General features: G+C 28.2%; 22 protein-coding genes and 6 tRNA genes. 27 read left to right on the top strand and 1 reads right to left on the bottom strand.

Features of this window, described 5'->3' with window-relative positions; all coding sequences use genetic code 4:
• The first annotated feature begins 1 nt into the window (after window position 1).
• The 17 genes from NPX79_RS00800 (at window position 2) to NPX79_RS00720 (ending at window position 12,197) form a co-directional block, all read left to right on the top strand.
• Window positions 2-649, top strand: coding sequence for a hypothetical protein (locus NPX79_RS00800; protein WP_381415231.1), 648 nt, complete (start codon window positions 2-4; stop codon window positions 647-649).
• Between the two features lie 69 nt (window positions 650-718).
• Window positions 719-796, top strand: a tRNA-Asn gene (locus NPX79_RS00795).
• Between the two features lie 24 nt (window positions 797-820).
• A tRNA-Glu gene (locus NPX79_RS00790) sits at window positions 821-896 on the top strand.
• Between the two features lie 12 nt (window positions 897-908).
• A tRNA-Val gene (locus tag NPX79_RS00785) sits at window positions 909-984 on the top strand.
• Between the two features lie 18 nt (window positions 985-1,002).
• Window positions 1,003-1,078, top strand: a tRNA-Thr gene (locus NPX79_RS00780).
• Window positions 1,079-1,081: 3 nt separating this feature from the next.
• Window positions 1,082-1,157 (top strand) — tRNA-Lys (locus NPX79_RS00775).
• Between the two features lie 4 nt (window positions 1,158-1,161).
• A tRNA-Leu gene (locus tag NPX79_RS00770) sits at window positions 1,162-1,247 on the top strand.
• Window positions 1,248-1,347: 100 nt separating this feature from the next.
• Complete coding sequence (locus NPX79_RS00765; protein WP_381415230.1) at window positions 1,348-2,160, top strand: HAD family hydrolase; 813 nt, start codon at window positions 1,348-1,350, stop codon at window positions 2,158-2,160.
• Window positions 2,161-2,241: 81 nt separating this feature from the next.
• The gene (gene trxA / locus NPX79_RS00760) at window positions 2,242-2,574 is read left to right on the top strand and encodes a thioredoxin (protein WP_381415229.1); all 333 of its coding nucleotides are present in this window, start codon (window positions 2,242-2,244) and stop codon (window positions 2,572-2,574) included.
• A 119-nt stretch (window positions 2,575-2,693) separates the two neighbouring features.
• Window positions 2,694-5,108 (top strand): leucine--tRNA ligase, encoded by a 2,415-nt coding sequence (leuS, locus tag NPX79_RS00755; RefSeq protein ID WP_381415228.1) that lies wholly within the window; start codon window positions 2,694-2,696, stop codon window positions 5,106-5,108.
• An 8-nt stretch (window positions 5,109-5,116) separates the two neighbouring features.
• The gene (locus NPX79_RS00750) at window positions 5,117-6,067 is read left to right on the top strand and encodes an ROK family protein (protein ID WP_381415227.1); all 951 of its coding nucleotides are present in this window, start codon (window positions 5,117-5,119) and stop codon (window positions 6,065-6,067) included.
• A 38-nt stretch (window positions 6,068-6,105) separates the two neighbouring features.
• Window positions 6,106-6,459 carry a PTS lactose/cellobiose transporter subunit IIA gene (locus NPX79_RS00745; protein ID WP_381415226.1) on the top strand — a complete coding sequence of 118 codons (354 nt, stop codon included), beginning with the start codon at window positions 6,106-6,108 and terminating at the stop codon, window positions 6,457-6,459.
• Entirely contained in the window at window positions 6,449-7,564 is a 1,116-nt protein-coding gene (locus NPX79_RS00740; protein ID WP_381415225.1) for a MupG family TIM beta-alpha barrel fold protein, read from the top strand. The genes NPX79_RS00745 and NPX79_RS00740 overlap by 11 nt, the downstream gene beginning before the upstream one ends.
• A gap of 31 nt (window positions 7,565-7,595) precedes the next feature.
• Window positions 7,596-8,234, top strand: coding sequence for a DUF3284 domain-containing protein (locus tag NPX79_RS00735; RefSeq protein WP_381415224.1), 639 nt, complete (start codon window positions 7,596-7,598; stop codon window positions 8,232-8,234).
• Between the two features lie 62 nt (window positions 8,235-8,296).
• A complete protein-coding gene (locus NPX79_RS00730) occupies window positions 8,297-9,355 on the top strand; it encodes an alanine/ornithine racemase family PLP-dependent enzyme (RefSeq protein WP_381415223.1) in 1,059 nt (352 codons plus the stop codon).
• A gap of 394 nt (window positions 9,356-9,749) precedes the next feature.
• A complete protein-coding gene (locus NPX79_RS00725; protein WP_381415222.1) occupies window positions 9,750-10,061 on the top strand; it encodes a PTS sugar transporter subunit IIB in 312 nt (103 codons plus the stop codon).
• 96 nt (window positions 10,062-10,157) lie between these two features.
• Window positions 10,158-12,197, top strand: a complete 2,040-nt coding sequence (locus tag NPX79_RS00720) for a PTS sugar transporter subunit IIC (protein ID WP_381415221.1) — start codon at window positions 10,158-10,160, stop codon at window positions 12,195-12,197.
• Window positions 12,198-12,279: 82 nt separating this feature from the next.
• Here NPX79_RS00720 and NPX79_RS00715 read toward each other — a convergent pair whose 3' ends face one another.
• A complete protein-coding gene (locus tag NPX79_RS00715) occupies window positions 12,280-12,483 on the bottom strand; it encodes a hypothetical protein (RefSeq protein WP_381415220.1) in 204 nt (67 codons plus the stop codon).
• A gap of 73 nt (window positions 12,484-12,556) precedes the next feature.
• Between NPX79_RS00715 and NPX79_RS00710 the strand changes: the two genes are divergently transcribed.
• The 10 genes from NPX79_RS00710 (at window position 12,557) to NPX79_RS00665 (ending at window position 22,631) form a co-directional block, all read left to right on the top strand.
• Window positions 12,557-14,065, top strand: coding sequence for a glycoside hydrolase family 1 protein (locus NPX79_RS00710; protein ID WP_381415219.1), 1,509 nt, complete (start codon window positions 12,557-12,559; stop codon window positions 14,063-14,065).
• A gap of 11 nt (window positions 14,066-14,076) precedes the next feature.
• Window positions 14,077-15,480: a glycoside hydrolase family 1 protein gene (locus NPX79_RS00705; protein WP_381415218.1), complete on the top strand. Its 1,404-nt coding sequence runs from the start codon at window positions 14,077-14,079 to the stop codon at window positions 15,478-15,480.
• 15 nt (window positions 15,481-15,495) lie between these two features.
• Window positions 15,496-16,299, top strand: a complete 804-nt coding sequence (locus tag NPX79_RS00700) for an NAD(+)/NADH kinase (RefSeq protein WP_381415217.1) — start codon at window positions 15,496-15,498, stop codon at window positions 16,297-16,299.
• A gap of 94 nt (window positions 16,300-16,393) precedes the next feature.
• Window positions 16,394-16,885: a ribosome maturation factor RimP gene (gene rimP, locus NPX79_RS00695; protein ID WP_381415216.1), complete on the top strand. Its 492-nt coding sequence runs from the start codon at window positions 16,394-16,396 to the stop codon at window positions 16,883-16,885.
• Window positions 16,886-16,895: 10 nt separating this feature from the next.
• Window positions 16,896-18,050 (top strand): transcription termination factor NusA, encoded by a 1,155-nt coding sequence (nusA, locus tag NPX79_RS00690; RefSeq protein WP_381415215.1) that lies wholly within the window; start codon window positions 16,896-16,898, stop codon window positions 18,048-18,050.
• Between the two features lie 3 nt (window positions 18,051-18,053).
• Complete coding sequence (locus NPX79_RS00685; RefSeq protein ID WP_381415214.1) at window positions 18,054-18,266, top strand: DUF448 domain-containing protein; 213 nt, start codon at window positions 18,054-18,056, stop codon at window positions 18,264-18,266.
• Complete coding sequence (locus NPX79_RS00680; RefSeq protein ID WP_381415213.1) at window positions 18,250-18,582, top strand: L7Ae/L30e/S12e/Gadd45 family ribosomal protein; 333 nt, start codon at window positions 18,250-18,252, stop codon at window positions 18,580-18,582. The genes NPX79_RS00685 and NPX79_RS00680 overlap by 17 nt, the downstream gene beginning before the upstream one ends.
• Window positions 18,572-20,443, top strand: a complete 1,872-nt coding sequence (gene infB, locus NPX79_RS00675) for a translation initiation factor IF-2 (RefSeq protein WP_381415212.1) — start codon at window positions 18,572-18,574, stop codon at window positions 20,441-20,443. The genes NPX79_RS00680 and infB overlap by 11 nt, the downstream gene beginning before the upstream one ends.
• Window positions 20,444-20,556: 113 nt before the next feature.
• Window positions 20,557-20,784 (top strand): hypothetical protein, encoded by a 228-nt coding sequence (locus NPX79_RS00670; protein ID WP_381415211.1) that lies wholly within the window; start codon window positions 20,557-20,559, stop codon window positions 20,782-20,784.
• A 53-nt stretch (window positions 20,785-20,837) separates the two neighbouring features.
• Window positions 20,838-22,631, top strand: a complete 1,794-nt coding sequence (locus NPX79_RS00665; protein ID WP_381415210.1) for a PTS transporter subunit EIIC — start codon at window positions 20,838-20,840, stop codon at window positions 22,629-22,631.
• Window positions 22,632-22,734 lie beyond the last annotated feature (103 nt).

The following is a 22,734-nucleotide window of genomic DNA, read 5'->3' as shown; positions in this document are numbered from 1 at the left end:
TATGGAAAAACATCTATTAGCTTTCATTGCAATTACATTGTTTAGTTTATGATTAACTACAACCATTATTGCAGGATTTGTAAGGTTATATTATCGTAAAGCAAGTATTAAAAATCAAAATCAAGAATTATTAACAACTGTTCTAGATTATTTTCAATGTAACGACATAAATGTTGGTTATCAAAACCGTGTTGGTTCTTTTGGAATATTTAAATCAAAAACAAATATTCTAGTTTTAAATAAGAAGTGATTTACAGATAAAACATCAATAAGTCACATTTTTAATACGATTTTAACAACATTTAAGGCTGTTCAAGCTAAAAATAAGATGAGTAATAGTCATCGAACTTTAAAAGCGGGAAAAATTATTAATACAATTGCGTTAATTTCATTTATAACAATGTTAATTTTATACTCAATTTCATTTGTGGTTGAAAACCAATATGTGGATGTCTTTTTTGATACTTTTGCTTCTATATATCTTTTTTTGCTATTAATTTCTTTGGCAATTTGAATATATAGTTTAGAAAGGTTTAGAGTTGAAGTTAAATCTTTTGCAGAAGAGGTTTACGGAATTAAAATTGCTGGTATGATTAATAAGTACTTGAATGCTGTATGCTTATCAGTAACATTTAATGGTTTTTTTTAAAAAAATATTAAAATATTCTTGCACTTTTAAAACTTATTATATATAATAAAAATTGTGCTTATAAATAATGCCTAGTTAGCTCAGNNTTGGTAGAGCGCTCGGCTGTTAACCGAATGGTCACAGGTTCGAGTCCTGTACTAGGCGCCATTNATTTTTTAAACATATTATTACGGCCTGTTGGTGAAGCGGTCAACACACATGCCTTTCACGCATGCATTCACGGGTTCAAACCCCGTACAGGTCACCATANNTTTATTTTCGAGTGTTAGCTCAGTTGGGAGAGCATCTGCCTTACAAGCAGGCGGTCGGGGGTTCAAGTCCCTCACACTCGACCATTTTTTTAATTTTTATACGCTGGCGTGGCTCAATTGGTAGAGCAACTGACTTGTAATCAGTAGGTTGGGGGTTCAAGTCCTCTCGCCAGCACCATTTCTCTTGTTAGCTCAGTTGGTAGAGCAACTGGCTTTTAACCAGTGGGTCGTAGGTTCAAGTCCTACACAGGAGACCATTCCCCGGGTTTGGCGGAANTTGGCAGACGCACCAGACTTAGGATCTGGCGAGGTAACTCGTGGGGGTTCGACTCCCTTAGCCCGGACCATTAATATTTACCACAATGTGGTTTTTTTTATTTTTGTTAGACTTTTGTTATTAATTAATGTATAATTTGCGCAATACATAAATAATAAAAGGAGTGTAACATGAATAAAAACAATAAATTAGCATTTTTTTCAGATTTAGATGGAACTCTTTTAAACAATACACACCAATTTAGCGATTACACAAAAGAAATGGTTGATAATATTCAAAAAAATGGGCATTATTTTGTTGTTACAACTGGTCGTTTGATTGGGGATGCAATTAGTCAAGCTAAACAACTTGGTTTAGATAAGCATAAAGGATTTGTTATTGGTAATAATGGAGCTGCATTATATTCATTTAGAGATAATAAATTTTTATGAGAAATGCATTTTACAAATCAAGAAGTTAAAAATTTATATGAATTTGCGGGACAAGATTTTAAACTTAATTTATTTGGTCAAAAAACAGTGTATGTTAATAAAAAAGGAAAAAATTCACTATATTGAGCTAAAGTAATGAATGCAAATTATAATATTAGTAGTTCACATAATAATATTACTGATAATGTATATAATGGTGTTTTATTATCTTACAAAGATTTAACAAAAGCAGAAGCAAATAAAGTTATTGCTGATTTTAGATTAAAGTTTCCATTTTTAGATATTAAGCAATATAGCAATCGTGTATTTGATATTTCATGTAAAAATATATCTAAGGGAACTGCTTTATTATTTTTATCGCACCATCTAAACGTTTATGTTAAAGATACATTTTCTTTTGGTGATTCTTACAACGATTTAGAAATGATTGAAGTTGCTGGGAATGGGATTGCTGTTACTAATGCAATTGAGGATGTATTAGTAAAAGCTAAAAAAATTGTCGGATCAAATGATGAAGACGGAGTAGCAAAGTTTTTAAAAGAAATTATCTAAAATATAAATCTTAATTAATAGCAATTTTAATTTTTTATTATATAATTACAAACGTGTATCAAAAGTAACGGAGGAAAATATATGATTATAAACCCAAAAAACTCAGCAGAATTTAATGAAGCAATTAATTCTGACAAACCAACATTAGTGGACTTTTACGCAGATTGATGTGGTCCTTGTAAAATGATGGAACCATTATTTACAAATGTTGCAAACGATGCAAATTATAATGCAAAAATTAATTTCCTAAAATTAAATGTTGATAACGTTGGAGATATTGCTCAAAAATATCAAATAACATCAATTCCGACAACTGCAATTTTCCAAAATGGAANNAAATTGTTGGTGAAAAAAAAAGTTGGTTTCATGACACAACAAAATATCGAACAATTTATTAATGATACAGTAAAATAATTGATTTTAAAAAACAAACAAAATGTTTGTTTTTTTTTGCTAAATTATTAACCTTTTTTATCACAAAAAAATATATAATTATATTATGAAATTAGTAATTATTAGTTAAAGGAAAAAAAATGGAATTTTCACATAAAGCAATTGAAAAAAAATGACAAAAAATTTGAGAAGAAAAAAATGTTTTTAAACTAAAAACAAATGNNGAGTTAAAAAAATCATATGTATTAGATATGTTCCCATATCCATCTGGTTCTGGTTTACATGTTGGTCACCCAAAAGGATATACAGCAACTGATGCTATCGCAAGATTTAAGTTACTGAATGGCTATGATGTAATGCACCCAATTGGATGAGATGCTTTTGGACTACCAGCTGAACAATATGCATTACAAACTGGGAATGACCCAGCTGTTTTTACAAACAAAAATATCGATAATTTTCGTCGTCAGTTAAAATCATTAGGTTATTACTATAATTATGAAATTGAAGTAAATACAACAGATAAAAACTATTATCGAACAACACAATGAATTTTTTCTAAACTTTTTGAACATGGATATGCAGAGCTAAAAGATGTTGATGTTAATTGATGTGAGGGATTAGGGACAGTGTTGGCTAATGAAGAAATCGAAACAGTCAATGGACAAATGGTTTCTGAAAGAGGTGGCTTTCCTGTTATAAAAAAACCTATGAAACAATGGGTTTTAAAAATAACAAAATTTGCCGATGAATTATTAGAAGGTCTTGATGATTTAGAATGACCAGATTCAGTTAAAAATTTACAAAAAAACTGAATTGGTAAATCACAAGGGCATAATGTAAACTTTGTAGTTAAAAATAATAATTCTAAACTAAAGGTTTTTACAACAAGATTGGACACAATTTATGGTGTTTCTTATATTGCGATCTCTCCAGAAAACAAAATTGTAAAAGAGATTTGTGATAAAAAGTTAATTAAAAAAATTGACGATTTTATTAATATAACAAAAAGTAAAACTGATCTAGAACGACAAGATGCTTCAATTGAAAAAAATGGCTTATTTATTGGAGCATATGCTATTAATCCAATAAACAATCAAGAAGTACCAATTTACATTGCAGATTATGTTTTAAACTCTTTTGCTAATGGAGCTGTTATGGGTGTTCCGGGACACGATAAAAGAGATTTTATGTTTGCTAAAAAGTATAATTTACCAATAACTTATATAATAGAGAATAACGATAATAATAGTGTTGTTCTTGAAGATGGTAAACACATTAACTCTGAGATAATAAATGGATTAAATATTTATGATGCAAAAGAAATTTTAGAAACAAAGTTTAATAAGGTAATTGAAAAACAAGTTCACTTTAAATTAAGGGATTGATTATTTTCAAGACAAAGATATTGAGGAGAGCCATTCCCAATAATTCATTTAGAAAATGGTGATATTGTTTTAGAAAAAAACTTACCATTAGAATTACCTAAATTAAAAAACATTACTTCATCAAACACAGGAGAATCACCATTATCTCTTGCAACAGATTGATTAAAGGTAAAGGTGAACGGAGTTCTAGGCACAAGAGAAACAAATACAATGCCGCAATGAGCTGGTTCTTGTTGATATTATTTAGGATATATTTTAAATAATGGAGATGGAACATATTTGGACATTACAAGCAAAGAAGCACAAACTAGATTAGCTAAATGATTACCAGTTGATTTATATGTTGGTGGACAAGAGCATGCTGTTTTACATTTACTTTATGCAAGATTTTGACATAAATTTTTATATAAACTAAACATGGTGCCAACAAAAGAACCCTTTATAAAATTGATCAATCAAGGAATGATTTTGGGAGAAGATGGCACAAAAATGAGTAAATCAAAAGGTAATGTTGAAAGTCCTGATGATATTGTTAATTCCCATGGAGCGGATACATTAAGATTGTATGAAATGTTTATGGGGCCAATTGAAGCTTCACTGCCTTGAAGTTTTAATGGATTAGATTCTTCTAGAAAATGATTAGACCGTGTGTTTAGAATGTATAATGACGCTAATATAATAAAAGAAAACTTAGTAAATGTTGATGTTATAAAAGCGTACAGTTTAATGATAAAAAACGTAACTAAAATGCTTGAAAACTTACAATTTAATACAGCTATTTCACAATTAATGATTTTTGTAAATGTTGTTTATAAAAACAATAAAGACATAAGTGTTAATTTACTAAAAGGGTTTGCAACATTGTTGAGTGTCTTTGCTCCTCATTTAGCTCATGAATTATATAGTAAATATGAAACTGAAAAACTAGTTATGTTTGAAACTTGACCAGCTTTTGACGAAAATATTTTAAATGAAAATACAACAAAATATGTTATTCAAGTAAATGGTAAATTAAAGTTAGCAATTGAATTAGAAAAAGAACTATCACAAGAAAAATTGTTAGAAATTTTATCAAATGAAGATCGTTTTAATAAACTTAATATTGATTATAAAAACGCTAAAAAAATTATATTTATAAAAAACAAAATAATTAATTTTGTTTTATAAGGAGAAATATGTATATAATTGCCATTGATTTAGGAGGGACATCTTCAAAGTGTGCTCTTTATTCATTAGAAAAACAAAAAACAGTTTGTAATTTTAAAATTAAAACTTCTAAAACTAATATTCTACAAAATTTAAAAATAGAAATTGATAATGTTTTACTTAACGAAAGTTTAACTTGAAATGACATTGATCTAATAAGTTTTGCGATGCCAGGATTTTTAGAGGCAGAAAAAGGGATAGTAAATTTAGCTGCCAATTTAAATTGAAAGAACTTTAATATTAAAGAAGAGTCTTTAAAAATTTTTAAAAAAAAATGTAATTNNATTGAAAATGACGCAAACGCTGCTGCTTTTGGGGAATATGTTTTTTTAAAAAAAGAAAAAAAAATAAACACAAAAAACTTGTTAATGTATACTCTTGGAACTGGAGTTGGTGGAGGGATCATTATTAATTCTAAACTTTTCAGAGGAACAAATGGGTTTGCTGGAGAATTTGGCCATGGTGGTCACTTTCAAACTAAATACAGTTGTAATTGTGGATTAGCAAATTGTATGGAAGCACTATCATCAGCAAGGGGACTTTTAAAATTATTGTTAGAAAATAAAAAAATATTATTAGAAAACAAAATTTTTAAGACAGCAGAAGAAATAAAATTGGAAAATTTAAAAAATGTTATGGGTCATCCTGTTATTGTGGATCTGATAAAATATTCTTTAAAACCACTTGCAAGTCATATGCAAACTCTTATATATTCTTTAAATCCAGATAGTGTTGTGTTATCGGGTGGCCTTACATTATTAGGAGAAGAATATTTAAAATTGCTAATTAGTCTTGTGTTTGAAAATGTCCCAAATTTTGTTCGAGACAGTGTAAAAATTTATATTTCAGAGTTACAAGAAAAAGCTGGAATGTTTGGAACTATCCAACTTGCTTTAAACACACTTTCTAATAGTAATTAATAAAAATTTTGTTAAAATAACAACAAGAGGTATTTAAAATGGAAAAAAATATAAAAAACGATGATAGAAACAAAGAAATTGATTTTGTTCAAATATCATTTCAAATAATAACGCATTCAGGAGTAGCTAAATCAAAAGCGACTGAAGCTATAATGAAAGCTAAAACAAGTGATTTTGAAGAAGCACACACTTTAATAAAAGATGCAGAATTTGAATTAGCTGAAGCTGCAAAACAACATGGAGATGTTATTTTTCAAGAAGCAAGAGATGTTAAGCATCCATTTTCTGTATTGTTTATGCATGCAGAAGATCAAATGATGACAACACAAATAGTTGTTCAAATGGCTAATGAATTTATTGATGTATACAAGGAGTTAAGAAATGGCAAGTAGAATTGGTGTATCGATATATCAAAACTTGGTAAAAGATATAAAAGAATTAGAACCTTATATAAAAAAATGTAGTGAAAATAATGTTAAAATTTTATTTACAAATTTAATTCACATGGAAAAATCTGATGTTGAAGGTTGAAACAGAATTAAAGAAATTACAAGATTATCTAAAAAATATGGAATAAGTGTATATGGAGATATTGATGATAAATCAATTGAAGCTTTTGGAATTGATAAAACCAACATTAATGATATTTTAAGATTTTTTAAAGAAGAAATAATGTTATCTGGTATTAGATTCGATTTAGAATTAGATGGTTCTTTAGAAGCTAAGTGTTCAAAAAATGATTTTGATTTTAAAATTATTTTAAATGCATCTTCACCATTTAAATATTTAGAATATGTAATGTCTAAAGGGGCAGATATTTCAAATATTATTGGTGGATATAATTACTATCCACAAATGTATACAGGGCCAAGTTTAGAATTTTTTCAACAAAATTTAGCTAAATATAAAAAACATAACATTGATTTTCAAGCATTTGTTGCTTTACAAAGAGATGATGTTAAAGGTCCTTGAGCTTATAATGACAACTTACCATCACTTGAAATGCATAGATCAGCTCCATTAGATTTCCAAATCCGCCATATGGTTGCAATGGGAGTGAAAGATATTTTTGTTTCAACACAGTATGTTAATGATGAAGAGTTTAATATTATTAATAATATTGATTTAACAAATGTATCTATGAAGATTGACTTAAATAAAAAAGTTTCAAAAAATGAATTAGAAATTATTTTTGACAAAGAAATACATTTTTTAAGACCTGACTTAGCAGAGTATATTAACAGAAGTTCTTTAACAAGAATTAAATATAAAAATACAGACATCAAGCCAACAGGAACTGATAAAGATATTTTCAAACCTGGAGATGTTGTAGTTTTAAATAATAATGGTTTAAATTACAAAGGTGAATTACACATTATTTTAAAAGAACTTAAAAACAACGGTAACATTAGAAACCTTGTTGGAACAATTAATGAAAATGAATATAAAATTATGGAATTGTTACAACCTGGACAAACATTCAAGTTTATTAAATAAAAAATATAAATAATTATTTAAAGGAAAAAAAATGACAAATAAAATACAAAAAACATCTGACAAAAAAACATTTGAACCGGAAGACACCCAAGAACTCCGTGAGGAGTTTGATTTAAAACTAGAAAACATCAATAAAGAATTGTATAACTCACGTTTTAGTGAGTCTTCAAGGATCATTAAGTTATTAATTAAACAAAAATTAAATTGCGATTTAGAATTAGTCTGAACAGCTTTAATGAAGCAAATATTAAGTGAAATAAATCCTAATATTACAACCGAGGATTTAAGCGAGGATAATTTTTATCGTTCTTCAAAAGCTGCTGGTAAAAAGTTTATTCGTGTTACATCATATAAACCGAATGAAGAATTTTCAATAGAGTGATTTTCATCTGAAGCTCACTTTACTAAAACAATTCAAATTGCAAAAAGAGGTGAAAAAACATTAGTTACTTATGTGCAAACAGTTAAGGGTAACAAAGCTAAAGCTAATATGTTTGAACAAGTTTTAAGAAATAATTATTTAAAATCAGAATTTTTAAATTTTAAGTTAACAATGTTAAAAATAAAAAAAGATCTAAATTTATTATCAGATAAAAAAGTTAAAAATTTTGATATTATCGTTAATTCAATAAAAATCAAAATTTCTAAGATTAGACTTTATCATAAATAAAATAATAAAAACGGCTTATTTTGAGCTGTTTTTTATTATAAAATTATAAAGAGGTTATATATATGGTTTATCCACAATTAAGTATTAATTTAGAACTAATTAAATCAAATGCTATTTCAGTAATTAAAGAATGTGATAAAAGAAATATGGATTTAGTTGCTGTTGAAAAACTAGTAGCAGGAGATGTAAAGGTTGCGCAAACACTAATAGACGCTGGTATAAAAACAATTGCTGATTCTCGTGTATTTAATTTAAAAAAACTCCAAAACATTAATGCTAAAAAAATGCTTTTAAGAATCCCAATGATGAGCGAAATTAAAGAATTAGTTAAATTTGTAGATGTATGTTTAGTTTCGGAAATAGAAGTTATAAAAGAAATTGATAAGCAAACAAAATCAGTTATTGAAGTTATCTTGATGATTGAAACTGGGGACATAAGAGAAGGTTTATGAGGAAACAAAGTCATTTTTGACACAGTTCAACAAATCTTAAAACTTAAAAATATAAAACTTACTGGAATCGGGACTAACTTTGCTTGTTTTGGAGCTACAGTTCCTACAATTACTAAAATGCAAGAAATGTCTGTCTTAAAAAAGAAAATAGAAGAAAGGTTCGGGATTAATATTCCAATAATAAGTGCGGGTAATTCTTCACATATATCAATTTGAGATGATAAAAAAATGCCAAAAGATATAAATCAAATAAGATGTGGGTCAGCTATTTTAATGGGTTTTGGTTTAAATAATGAACCTATTCCTTTTGTTAAAATGGGAACTTTTAAATTAAATGCCGAAATTATTGAATTGCAATATAAACCTAGTGCCAGTTGAGGCAAAAAAGGATTAGATGCTTTTGGAAAAGAAAAAGAATTCAAAGATATTGGGGTTAGAAAGAAAGTTATTATAGCTCTTGGAAGACAAGATTGTCCTTTTGAAGAACTAACTCCTTTAAACAAAGATATTAAAATATTGGGACAAAGTAGTGATCATACAATTTTAGATATTACAGATTGTAGAGAGAATTATAAAATAGGAGATATTATTAGTTTTGACTTAGAGTATTTAGGTGTTCTTTGTTCTATAACAAGTGAATTTGTACATAAAAAATATATTGAGAAATAAAAAAAACAATCTATAATGATTGTTTTTTTTATTTCTATAGTGGTTCACCTATAAAAAAGGAAAGAATAAATACAATTATAAATGCGATTGTGCATATTGTTCCCAAAGTAACTAATACACGAAACTTTGTTACATAGTATCTACCCATTGTTTTTTCCAAAATATTATACACTGTATATACACTAAAAAATAAAACAAAAGGCACAAAACCTCAATATATAAAATCTGTAATCATTTTGTTCCTCCTTTATTAATTAAATAATTATAACAATATTAATTATACACCCATACTGCTTAAAAGAAATAAGTTATAAAATTATTCCAATATGTAGTGCAATTTATAGAAAAAAATATTATAATCTAATTAGCGTTAGCTAATAGAAAGGATAAATCAATGAAAACAATAGTATTGGCTTGTTCTGCTGGTATGTCTACTTCACTTTTAGAAAAAAGTATGAATGAACATATCGAAGATAACAAATTAGATTACAAAGTTATAGCTGTCCCATCGGGAGAAGCAAAAATTTTAATTGAAAATAAAAAACAAGATTTTGATATTATACTTCTTGGACCACAAGTAAGTTATATGTTAAGTCAATTTAAATCTATTACAGATAAACCCGTGGATGTTATTCCGCCAAATATTTATGCTCTTGCAAAAGGGCCTGCAGTTATTGAATTTGCAGAAAAAGTATTAAACAAATAAGTATAAACTTAGTTAGACAGAATATTAACATTTTTTTAATTAAGTTTTTAATTAAATTGTAAAAACTATTTATTTTATTTTTTTAAGGGGGATTGTATGTCTGAAGAAAACAAATTTTCAGGTACAAAACAACAGTCCGGAAAAGAAAAATTAAAAGCCTTTTGAAATACAAAAGCAGTTCCGTTTATGGGAAAAGTTGGTAACCAACGACACCTATCATCTATTAGGGATGCTTTTGCAACAATGTTGCCTTTAATTATTTCTGGTTCAATTGGTTTGTTAATTCAAACAATCATATTTGGGGGAGCTGGTTCTAATAAAATTTCTTTATTAGCGCTAATTGCAAAACTAGCTAACCCAGCATGGGACTGAGATGCAACTACATTTGCTTGACCGACAGCGGAATGAGCAGATGCATCAACAATCGCGGGACTTGCCTTCGGGTACATAAGTGTCGCAACAATAGGAACAATGTCATTATATTTCACATTCCTATTAGGGTATTTTCTTGCTAGTTCAAGGGGATTCGACTTTCCATTAATGGCGGGATTAGCATCACTTGCTGGTGTTATCGTAGCTTCAATGGGACAAATCACATTTTTCATGGATGCTAAAGGATTAATTTCAGCACTTATTATTGGGATATTATGTTCCGAAATATTTGTATACTTTAGTAAAATGAAAAGATTAACAATCAAATTACCAGCAAGTGTTCCACCAGCTGTAAGTAAATCTTTCTCAGTATTTTTACCGATGTTATTTACTTTAGGATCAGTTGCAATGCTAAACTTAATATTTTTAGCACCAGCTATCGCTTCAACAAATTGAAGTGTTAACACATTTAAATCAAATGTATCATCACAAAGTGATCTTTGAACTAAAACATTAGATTTTGATGCATTTAAAGCATACTTAACAGCTAATGGTTTAAACTTAGCAGATGTTATTAATGGAACAGAAGCTGAAGCAAAAGCATTATTTGATACATGAGGAGATGCTACAACAGTTCAAGGTGTTAATGAATTCTTTGAATCATTACAAAACATCTTTAAAGACGAAAGAGCATACAATTTATTTGGTCAATTTGCTTTTAACAGTTTAACAGGAGCTGAAGGAGATGTCTTTAGTAACTTAACTGATATTGGTCAAACATGATTTAGACACAACGTATCAATTGATGAAAATGGACAAGTTCTTGTTATCTTAATTCAAAGATGAGAAGAAGTAACAATTGGGTCTCAACAATTTGGGTTCTCAGCTGCTATCTTTAAGTTCTTTACATCATGATTTATTGGATTCGCTACTGGTAGTGGTGGATTAGGATTAGCTATCGTTTATACATTATTTGTTTCAATATTCTGATTCTTCGGGATTCACGGATCAAATGTTATGGCAGCTATCTTTGAACCAATTTGATTAATGTTATTAGGAATTAACGCTACATTAATTACAGCTGGATTACCAGCAAACGTTGGGGATAACCCAGACTTAGGGGTATTCTCTAGACCATTCTTCGATATCTACATGTATATCGGAGGTACAGGAGCAACTTTAGGATTATTAATCATGACTTTAATTATTTCTCGAAGAAGAGAGTTAAGAGAAGTTGCTAAATTTGCTTTACCATCAGGAGTATTTAACGTAAACGAACCTTGTTTATTTGGGTACCCAATTATCTTAAATGGTAAATTCTTTATACCATTCTTACTTGCACCAGTTGCTGGTATGTTAGTAGGGTATATTGCTACTGGACCATTAGCCATAATTAATGTTCCATATATTGCTGTACCATGAACTACACCATTCTTCTTATCAGCATTCTTAGCAACATCATCACCACTAGCTATCTTGGTTGCATTAATTGCATTCGGAATGGCGACGGCTGTATGAGTTCCTTTCATTATTTTGGACAACGTATTGTATTACAAAAACTTGAAAAAAACTGATCCAGAAGCATATGCTGAGGAAATGAAATACAGAAACGATAAAGAATATCGTAATGGTGTTAAAGCTACATTAAAAGAAGAAAATAGAGTAGCTAAAGAAAAAGCAAAAGAAAGAGCAGAAAAAGAAAAAGCTAAAAGACTTCAAGAAAAAGAAGCAAAAAAAGCAGCTAAAGAAGCTAGAGCTGCATAATAAATATTATTTATTAACATAAAAAAACACGACATTAGAGCTATAAATACTCTTGTCGTGTTTTTATTTAAGTTTTAAATATTTAAACAAATATTGCAACCACTATTAATATTAATGCTGCAATAATTAAAATAGGCATTAATAGTTTAACTAAAAAACTTAATAATGGTTTAGAAATTCTTAACACTGCTATCATGAATTTTGAAATAGCTCATAAAAAGAACGGTAAACAAAATAAAACAACAGCAATAATTATTAACGTTAACTGTAATGTTGATATATCCATATATTGTATAACTCCAACTCTATAAATAATTTATAATTATATTATACAACTACAAAGGAAAAAGGAGCAAATTATGAAAAATAAAACATTCCCAAAAGACTTTCTATTTTGTGCTTCAACTTGTGCTTTTCAAGTTGAAGGTGGAAGAAACCTTGGGGGTAGAACAGATTCAATTTGAGATGAATTTACTAAAAGAAATTATCACATTCCAAAACAAGGTGCAGCCGAAAGAGAAATTAATTCGATTGAAAAAGCATCTGATTTTTATACAAAGTATAAAACAGATGCTAGAATTATGAAAAAATTAGGTTTAAATGGTTTTGTTTATAACATGGATTGAAATAGAATTTTTCCTAAAAATGAAGACTATATAAATCCTGAAGGTATTAAATTTTATGATGATATGTTTAAAACAATGCAAGAAAACAACGTAAAAATTATTCCTATTTTATATCACTGAGATACACCATTATGAGCAGAAATTAAAGGGGGATTAACTTCTGATAAATTTATTGATTGATTTAGAAGTTATTGTAAAGTTGTTTTTAAATATTTAGGAAAATATACAAACATTTGATATGTCAACGATGAAAACTCAACTTTTTCATTAGCTGGATATTTAGATGATTATTTACCTCCTCAAAAAAAATGTAAGCAATGTTTTGTTACTGCCTTAAAAAATCTTTCTCTCTCTTTTGCTGTTGCAAAAGAAGAGTTTGAGATTGCTAAAAAAAATAATACTGTGGCTAAAGATGCTTTACTAGGTATTGTGCATGATTGAAATCCACCAATACCATTTGAAAAAACAGATAAAGAAAAAAAGCTATTGAAANATTATAATGAATGATTTTTAGATTTATACTTAGACCCAAACTTTACAGGTAAATTCCCTAAAAGTTTTTACAAATTTATTGAAAGTCATAATTTAAAATTTAATATTACAAAAGAACAAGAAGATTACTTAAAAAAATATAAATTTGATCTTATAGGTTGAAATTATTATCGCCCAACATACATTGTAGAAAAAGATTTTGATGAAAGTAAAATTGAACACCAAAGAAAACCTGAAAGATTTCTTAATGCGGATTTTAAACAAATTTGACCTAAATCTGCAAACTATACAAAATGAAATTGGTTAATTGACCCTTCAATGTTGGTCACTGGTTCACAAGTTTTACAAGAAAAATATAATGTTCCTTTAATGATTATAGAAAATGGTATGGGTGACTTTGATGATAAAAGTAACANNTTAATTATTAAAGATATTGACCGTATAAAATATTTAGGAAGCCATATAGCAGAAGTAAAGANNAAAGCGATTGACTTAGGAGTTAACTTTATAGGTTATTCTTTATGAACATATTGTGACATATATTCACCAAGTGGAGGATATCGAAAAGACTATGGACTTGTAAGTGTAGATTTTAATAATCCAAATAGAAGTCGTTGGCCAAAATTATCATATGCATGATACAAAAAAGTTATTTCAACCAGAGGAGAGTTTTTAGATTATAATAATCTTGATGAATCTGAAAAAGATTTAAAACAAATTATTAAAACTTGAGATATTTGATATCAATAAAAAGGAGAAGTATGAAAAAAGTAAAATTTAATAAAAAGTTCTATTGAGGAACAGCAACATCTGGACCACAATCAGAAGGATTTTATAATAAACCAAATGATAGCAATTGAGATCACTGATTTAAAGAAGAGCCAGAAAGATTTTTTAATCAAGTCGGACCAGAGTTAACTAGCAATGTTTATGAAAAGTACCCAACTGATATTGCTTTAATGAAAAAATTAAACTTAAATAGTATACGTACATCTATTCAATGAACAAGAATTATTGATGATTTAGAAACATCATCTATTAATCAAGAAGGAATCAACTTTTATAAAAGATACTTTCAAGAATTAAAAGACAACAACATAGAGTTATTTATAAATTTATTTCATTTTGATATGCCATATGAATTACAAAAAATAGGTGGATTTGAAAATAAAAAAGTAATAGATTTATATGCAAAATTTGCTAAAATTTGTTTTGAGCAATTTGGAGAATATGCAGATAAATGATTTACATTTAACGAGCCAGTTGTTACAGTTCATGCGGGTTATTTAGCTGATTATCATTTGCCTCAAGTAAATGATTTAAAAAGAGCAATAACAGTAGGATTCAATACTATTGTGGCTCACACAAGAGCTGTAGCTGAGTTTAAAAAAGTATTTAAAAAGGATAAAAATAAACAAATTGGAATTATTTTAAACTTAACACCAACATATCCAGCATCTGATTCAAAAGAAGATATTGAAGCAAGTAAGTTTTGTGATGCAATCTTCAATAAATTTTGATTAGATTCAACAATAAAAGGGACTTTCCCAAAACTTTTGGTTGATGAATTAACAAAATATAATTTATTACCAGAATATACTAAAGAAGACTTAGCGTTAATTAAAGAGAATAAAATTACTATTGTTGGTGTAAACTACTATGCGCCATCAAGAGCTAAAGCTCCTAGCAAAAAAATGGATAAACCAACTGATTTAAGTTTCTGATTTGAAAGTTACCAAATGCCAAATGCTAGAATGAATATATATCGTGGATGAGAAATATTCCCGGATGCAATTTATGATATTGCATTAAACTTAAAAGATAATTATGGAAACATTGAATGATTTATTTCAGAAAATGGAATGGGTGTTGAAAATGAAGCTCGCTTTAGAAATGAACAAGGTTTCATCGAAGATGATTATCGAATTGATTTTATAAAAGAACATCTTTATTATTTAGCAAAAGCAATTGATGAAGGTGCAAATTGTAAGGGTTATCACCTATGAACATTAGTAGATAACTGAAGTTGACTTAACGCCTATAAAAATAGATATGGGTATATTGAATTAGATCTACCTACACAAGAAAGAAAAATTAAAAAATCTGGAGAATTTATAGCTAAAGTTGCTAAATCTGGAGAATTTGATTTTGAGTTTAAAAAATAATTAAAGGAGTAAAATATGTTATTTTCTGTATTTAATAATGAAAACAATATTTCAATCGAAATTGCAAACGATATTTTTGAAAGATTATCTGATGCTGGATGAATACACGATGAAATAGAACCGGATTATTTATTTATTGTTGGCGGTGATGGTACATTACTAAAAGCAATCCAATCTTTAAGAGATATTATAGATAAAGTAAAAGTTATTACAATTAACGGTGGTAACTTAGGAATTTTTTCATTATTTAACGATGATAATTATATTACAGCTGTTGATGATGTGCTTGCTGGAAATTATGAAACAAAAAAAATCTCTTTATTGGAAGTGAATGTCCCACATAAAGAAACATTATATTGCTTAAATGAAATTAAAGTTATTAATAATGAAAGACCAATTAGTTTTTCAATGAATATTAATGGACAATTTTTACAAAATTTCCGTGGAACAGGAATTTCTGTTTCAACTAGTTGAGGAAGTACAGGTGTTAACAAGTCATTGGGTGGGGCCATTATTTTGGATGAAATTAATAATTTATGACAAATTGTAGAAATGGCTCCAATAAATAATAAGCTTTTTTCAACATTAAACTCGCCTTTAATATTTAGTTACCAGCACAAATTAGAATTAAAAAATATTAATCACAATAATGTGAACTTAGTTATTGATGCACAAACTTATTCATTGGATCAATCATCATTAACAATTGCTCCAAGTACTAGCAAGCTTCGATTAGTAACAAATAAACATTGTTCTAAAAATTCTTTTGTGCAAATAGTAAATCAAAAAGTATTAAATAATAATAATAGTTTTAAATAGACAATATTAAAACTTTATATATTATTCAAATATGTTATTATAAATATGTATAAAGAGCACGACGTGCTCTTTATTTGTTGTAAAGAGGAATTTTATGCGCGAAAACAAATATGAAGATTTATTAATTGAAGATTTAAATAAAGCAATTTCAGATTTTAATTTAAAAATCTATAATATAATCTATTTTAAAGAAGATGGGATTAATATACTACAGGTTAACATTGATGATAACAATGAACCTTTAGATTTAGATATAATTACCAAAATTTCAAATGTTATTAACCCAATTATTGATGAAAAAATAGAAAAAGAACATTTAATTTCTGAAAACTATTATTTAGAGGTAACAACTCCGGGAGCTGAAAGAGAAATTAGAAACATTAAAGAATTATCTGAAAATGTGGAAAAAGAAATCTATGTTGATTTTAAAAATAAAGTAGGGTCTTTAAAAAAAGTTCAAGGAACATTATTAAGTATTGATGATGATGGAAACATTAATATGTCTTACTTAATTAAAAATATTAAAAAAAGTATATCATTTAACAAAAGTAATATTAAATTTATGCGTAAAGCAATAAAGTTTTAAGAGGTAAAAAATGAACACAAAACAATTATTAGAAGCAATTAACGATATTGTTAAAGAAAAACAAATTGAAAGAGAAGTTATTATTACAGCTATTGAAGATGGTTTTAAAAAAGCTTATGAAAAACACTTTGACCCAGAAGCTATTATCCATGTAGATGTAAATGAAGAAGCTGGAACAATTACTTGTCATAAAGAAATATATGTTGTAGATGAAGTTGAAGATGATCTACTGGAAGTAACTGTTGAAGAAGCAAAGGAAAAATATGGAGTTGATAAAGAAGTTGATGATGTTATTTTAGAAAGAATTGATGAAAGTAATTTTTCTAGATTAGCAATTATTCAAGTTGGTCAAATTATTAAACAACAAATTAAACAAGCAGAAAAAGAATCTATTTATGAAGAGTTAAAAGATCGTAAAGAATCAATGATGCACGGAATTGTTACTCACGCTGAACAAAAATATTTATTAGTAGAGTTTGAAAGAACTTTTGCATATATACCATCTTCAAACTTAATGTATGGAGATAAGTTTCAAGAAGGTGATCAAATTCAATTTATTGCCGAAGATATTAGTAACGATAAAAATGCTGGACAAATCACTGGTTCTAGGGCAAGTAATGACTTTTTATTACATGTTCTACAAACAGAAATTCCAGAAATTTTTGAAAAAATCGTTACAGTTCACGCTATTTCTAGAGATCCTGGAAAAAGAAGTAAAATTGCTATTTCTTCAAATGATGAAAACATTGATCCAATTGGAGCATGTGTTGGGAAAAATGGGCAAAGAATTGCTAGTGTAAGTGAAAAATTAAATGGAGAAAAAATTGATATTTCATTATACGATGAAGATCCAATCAAGTTTATTGTAAATTCATTTTCCCCAGTAAAAGTATTGAGTGTTAATATTGTAAACGAAGAAGATAAAGAAGTGGACGTAGTTGTTCCTGATGAACAACTTTCATTATCAATTGGTAAAAGAGGAATGACAGCTAAACTTGTTGTATTTTTAACTGGTTGAAGAATGAATATTATAAATAAAACAGAAGCTGAGGAAAGAAATATTCCGATACATTGAAATGGTGCTATTAAAGAAAATGAATATGACAGTTTTATTGAAGAATTACACAAAAAGACTACATATAAAAATCATATAAATAAGGAATAATTTATGACAATAAGAAAGTGTTTTATTTGTCGCCAAAAAAATGATCGAAGTAAGTTAACACGATTAATTTTTGATAAAAATAAAAATGAAGTTATTGAAGATAATCGCTTAACAAAATGTCGAGGAATTTATTATTGTCCAAATCATAAAATTGATGAAAAAACATTAAAAATTGCAAAAAGGAATCTAAAGGTTACGGATGGTAAAAATAGATAATTATCAAAAACTACAAAACTTAACTGGGATTTCCAAAAAAGCAAATAACATTTATTTTGGTGAAAGTTTAATCAAAATGATTAGAGAAGAAAGAGTGTTTTTTGTTATAATAAAAAAAAGTGCGTCAGCTAATTTTTTCAAAATGATTTCACAAAAATGTTTTCACTACAATATTCCTTTATATTCAGTTGATGAAAACATTGATTTGGACAAAGCAACTGGAATGTTTAATGTTAATGCATTAGGATTTAAAAAAAATCAATTATCAAAAAAAATATTAGAAATATTACAAGAGGTGGGTCTATATGAACAATAAAAATGTAAAAAGCAATAAGAATGCAAAAGCAAATACTAAAAAACGTAACAATAATCAAAATAAAACAATAAAATCACAATTAAAAACTGTTACAGCGCATGTTGATAATGGTGTTTTTATTTACTCAGAACCACTGTCTGTAGGAGATTTTGCTGAAAAAATCAATAAAAAACCTGCTGAAATTGTAAAATATTTTTTTGATAAAGGTATGATGATTAACCTAAATGTTATTCTTGATGAAGAACGTTTAGGAGAACTTTGTTTAGAATTTGGATTAGATTTTAAAAAAGAAAAATCAATTACTCACGAAAATATTATTGAAGATATTATTATTAAAGATGAAGAAAAATCATTATCAAAAAGACCGCCAATTGTAACAATTATGGGACATGTTGATCATGGTAAAACAACACTATTAGATACTATTAGAAATGCTAATGTTGTTGGTGGAGAACATGGTGGAATTACTCAACATATCGGAGCTTATCAAGTAGTAACAAAAGATAAAGAAAAAATAACATTTGTGGATACTCCAGGCCATGAAGCATTTACTCAAATGCGTGCTCGTGGAAGTGCTGTTACAGATATAGTTATTATTGTTGTGGCTGCAGATGATGGTGTTATGCCACAAACAATCGAAGCAATTGATCATGCTAAGGCTGCAAATGTGCCAATAATTGTTTTTGTTAACAAAATGGACAAAGTTGGAGCAAACCCTGATAATGTTATGGCGCAAATGGCTACACATGAGTTACCTCCAGAAGAATGGGGTGGAACTGTTCCTTACGTTAAGGGAAGTGCAAAAGATAACAAGGGAATAGATACGCTACTTGAAACTATTTTATTACTAGCTGACATGAATGAGTTAAAAGCAAATGCAGATCGTTTTGCTATGGGAACTGTTTTAGAATCTCATGTTGATAAAGGATTAGGTCCTGTAGCAACTTTAATTGTTCAATCAGGAACATTAAAAATTAAAGATACTTTAGTTGTTGGTAGTTCATTGGCAACAGTTAGAGAATTAATAAGTGCTGATGGTAAGAAAATTAAAATTGCTGGACCTTCAACACCAATAATGATTCATGGATTAGATGTTGTTCCTTTTGCTGGGGATAAATTTATGGTCTTTAATGATGAAAAAACAGCACGTCAAGTTGCGGATCAAAGAAAAAAACTTGATGAAGAAAATAAACGTTATAAACAATCTGGTTTTTCTTTAGATAAACTATCAGAAAAATTAAAAGATGGCTCTTTAAAGCAATTAAACATCATTTTAAAAGCTGATGTACAAGGTACAGTTGAAGCAATTAAAGGAAGTTTAGATAAAATTTCAGTTGAAGGTGTAAAAATTAACATATTACGTGCCTCAGTTGGAACAATTACTGAAAGTGATTTAGCACTTGCAAAAGCCAGTGAAGCTATTATTGTTGGATTTAATGTTCGTCCATTGGCATCTTTAAGAAAAAAAGCAGATGATGAAAATATTGAAATAAGATTATACAATGTTATTTATAATTTAATTGATGAAATTAAAAATGCCGCTTTAGGAACTTTAGATCCAACTTTTGAAGAAGTTGTTAAAGGACAAGCGGAAGTAAGAACAATCTTTAAACATTCAGCAATTGGAACAATTGCAGGTTGTTTTGTTGTTGATGGTATTATTTTAAGAAATGCTAAAATTAGAATATTGCGTGAAGGTATTATTATATATGATGGAGTTTTAGCTTCATTGAAGCATGTTAAAAATGATGTTAAAGAAGCGCGTCAAAATACAGAATGTGGTTTAACAGTTAAAAACTACAATGATGTTAAAGTTGGAGATGTTATTGAATCATACGTTGAAAACATGGTAAAAGTATAAAATAAGATAAATCTAAGATATTTTTTCCAATTTTGGTCAATATCTTAGATTTTTTCTTGCATAATATTTTTTAATAATATACATTATTAATAGATAGATAAATAGGGGTACTAATGAGTGTAAATGATATTACATATTTAAGCATGTTTATTGCTGGTACTTTGATAGCTGTTATATGTTTAGCGGTTTGATTTGTACAAAAACATAAAAGAGAAAAAAGTAAAAGTTTAGAACACCTTGATAGAAAAGGTTTTTTAGACGGTGTAAAAAAAGATTACTTTTTAATGTTATCAATTTTATTTTTTGTTATAGGGGTAGTTGGATTAATCCAGTTTTTATAAAAAAAATAAAGTTGCTTTGTTTATCTATTAAATTAAAATTTTAAAGGGGAAAAATGAATACAAAGAATAACTTACAACAAAATGTTGCTAAGCAAGATAAGATGTCTCCCGGAAAATGATTTAAAAGTATGGGAAGTAAAACTATGTCTAACTTAAGTAAGATGAGTAAAGCTTTCTTATTACCAATTGCCTTATTGCCAATTGCTGGGATTTTCTTAGCAGTTGGAGCTACAATCGCTGCAGAAACTGCAGATGGTAGTGCAGCGCAAATTTTTGGTAATGTTTTAAATCAAATGGGAAATGTTGCTTTTGCTAATTTACCAATTTTATTCTGTATATCTGTAGCAATTGCGTATACAGATGATTCAGGAGTTGCAGCAATTACAGCTGTAATTGGATTTGCTGTTTTTAACGGAATGCATGCCGGTTTATTACAACAAAACGCAGATGGAACATATAATTTATTATGATGAAAAGATTTAAGTGCTAATTTAGTTACCCAAAATATTGGGATTAGTTCATTAAGTACAGGGGTATTTGCCGCTATCTTTATTGGATTAATTGCAGCTTTTTGTTTTAATAGATTTCACAAAACAAAATTACCACAAGCAATTAGTTTCTTTAGTGGAACAAAATTAGTACCAATTATAACATTTGTAGCAGTAATACCATTATCATTATTATTTACAATCATATGACCTCCAATTGGAATTGGGTTAGAATGATTTGGAAACAAATCAGGAGAACTTCCAAACGGTGTTGATTCATTAATTTTTGAAATTTTTGAACGTTCACTTGTACCATTTGGATTACACCATGTGTTTTATGCGCCATTATGATGATCATCAGCTGGGGGAGATGTTATTTCAGCAGCTGAACAAGCATTAGCTGCTAACTCAGCCTTTAAGTTAGAAAATGGAGAATTCTTAGCTGATCACATGGAATACATTAGAAGTCATTTTGAAGGGCAAGCTGGGGACCAATTTGCAATGTACGCTGTTCTTTCAAATAACATACTAACATTTACAGATATTGAAAAAATGGGATTAAACTTAGGTCGTTTCCAAACAGGTAAGTTCCCATTCATGATGTTTGGATTACCAGCAGCAGCTGTTGCTATGTGATTAACAGTACCAAAAGAGAGTCGAAAACAAGTAATGGGAATTTATTTCTCAGCTGCATTCACTAGTTTCTTAACAGGAATTACAGAACCAATTGAGTATACATTCTTATTTGTAGCACCTTGATTGTTCTATGGTGTACATATGCCTTTAGCTGCTATTTCATTCTTTGCAATGGGAGCTTTAAATGTTCACGTAACACAAACAATTTCTGGTGGATTTATCGACTTAATTGTATTTGGAGTAATTCCATTTGCAAAAGGAACAAACTTCTACCACATTTTCTGAATTGGACCAATAATGGGAGCAGCATATTTCTTTGCCTTCTTCTTCTTAATAAAATGAAGAAATGTTGGAATACCGGGCAGAACTGAAGAAAATGCAAAATTATATACAAAAGCTGATTTTAGAGGAAAAAAATCTAAATCATCAGCTCAAGAAGCAACTATTGAAAAATCACGTAAAATAATTGAAGCTTTAGGTGGAAATGAAAATATTACAAACGTTGATTCATGTGCTTCTCGTTTAAGAGTTACTGTTGTTGATAATACTTTAGTTAAAAAAGATGATATTATAGCCCTTGGTGGATGTAATGGTGTTTTAGTTAAAGGAACATCTGTACAAGCAGTTTATGGTGGAGAACAAGAAGTTCTAAAACCACATATGAAAGATCTTTTAAAAGAAGCTAAAAAAATTAAAGAAGCTCAATTAAATACAAATAATTAAGATATAATTATATAAGTTAAACAAAATCTTTTAAGATTTTGTTTTTTATTTGCAAAGGAAAATATGAACTCACTGTTAAAAATGCTAACAACTTCTTCAAATC

It is taken from the genome of Spiroplasma endosymbiont of Anurida maritima, from assembly GCF_042465095.1.
In the GTDB taxonomy this organism is placed as follows: Bacteria; Bacillota_I; Bacilli_A; order Mycoplasmatales; family Mycoplasmataceae.
Note: the sequence above shows the minus strand (reverse complement) of the source record. Positions and strands in the feature narration are given on the sequence as shown.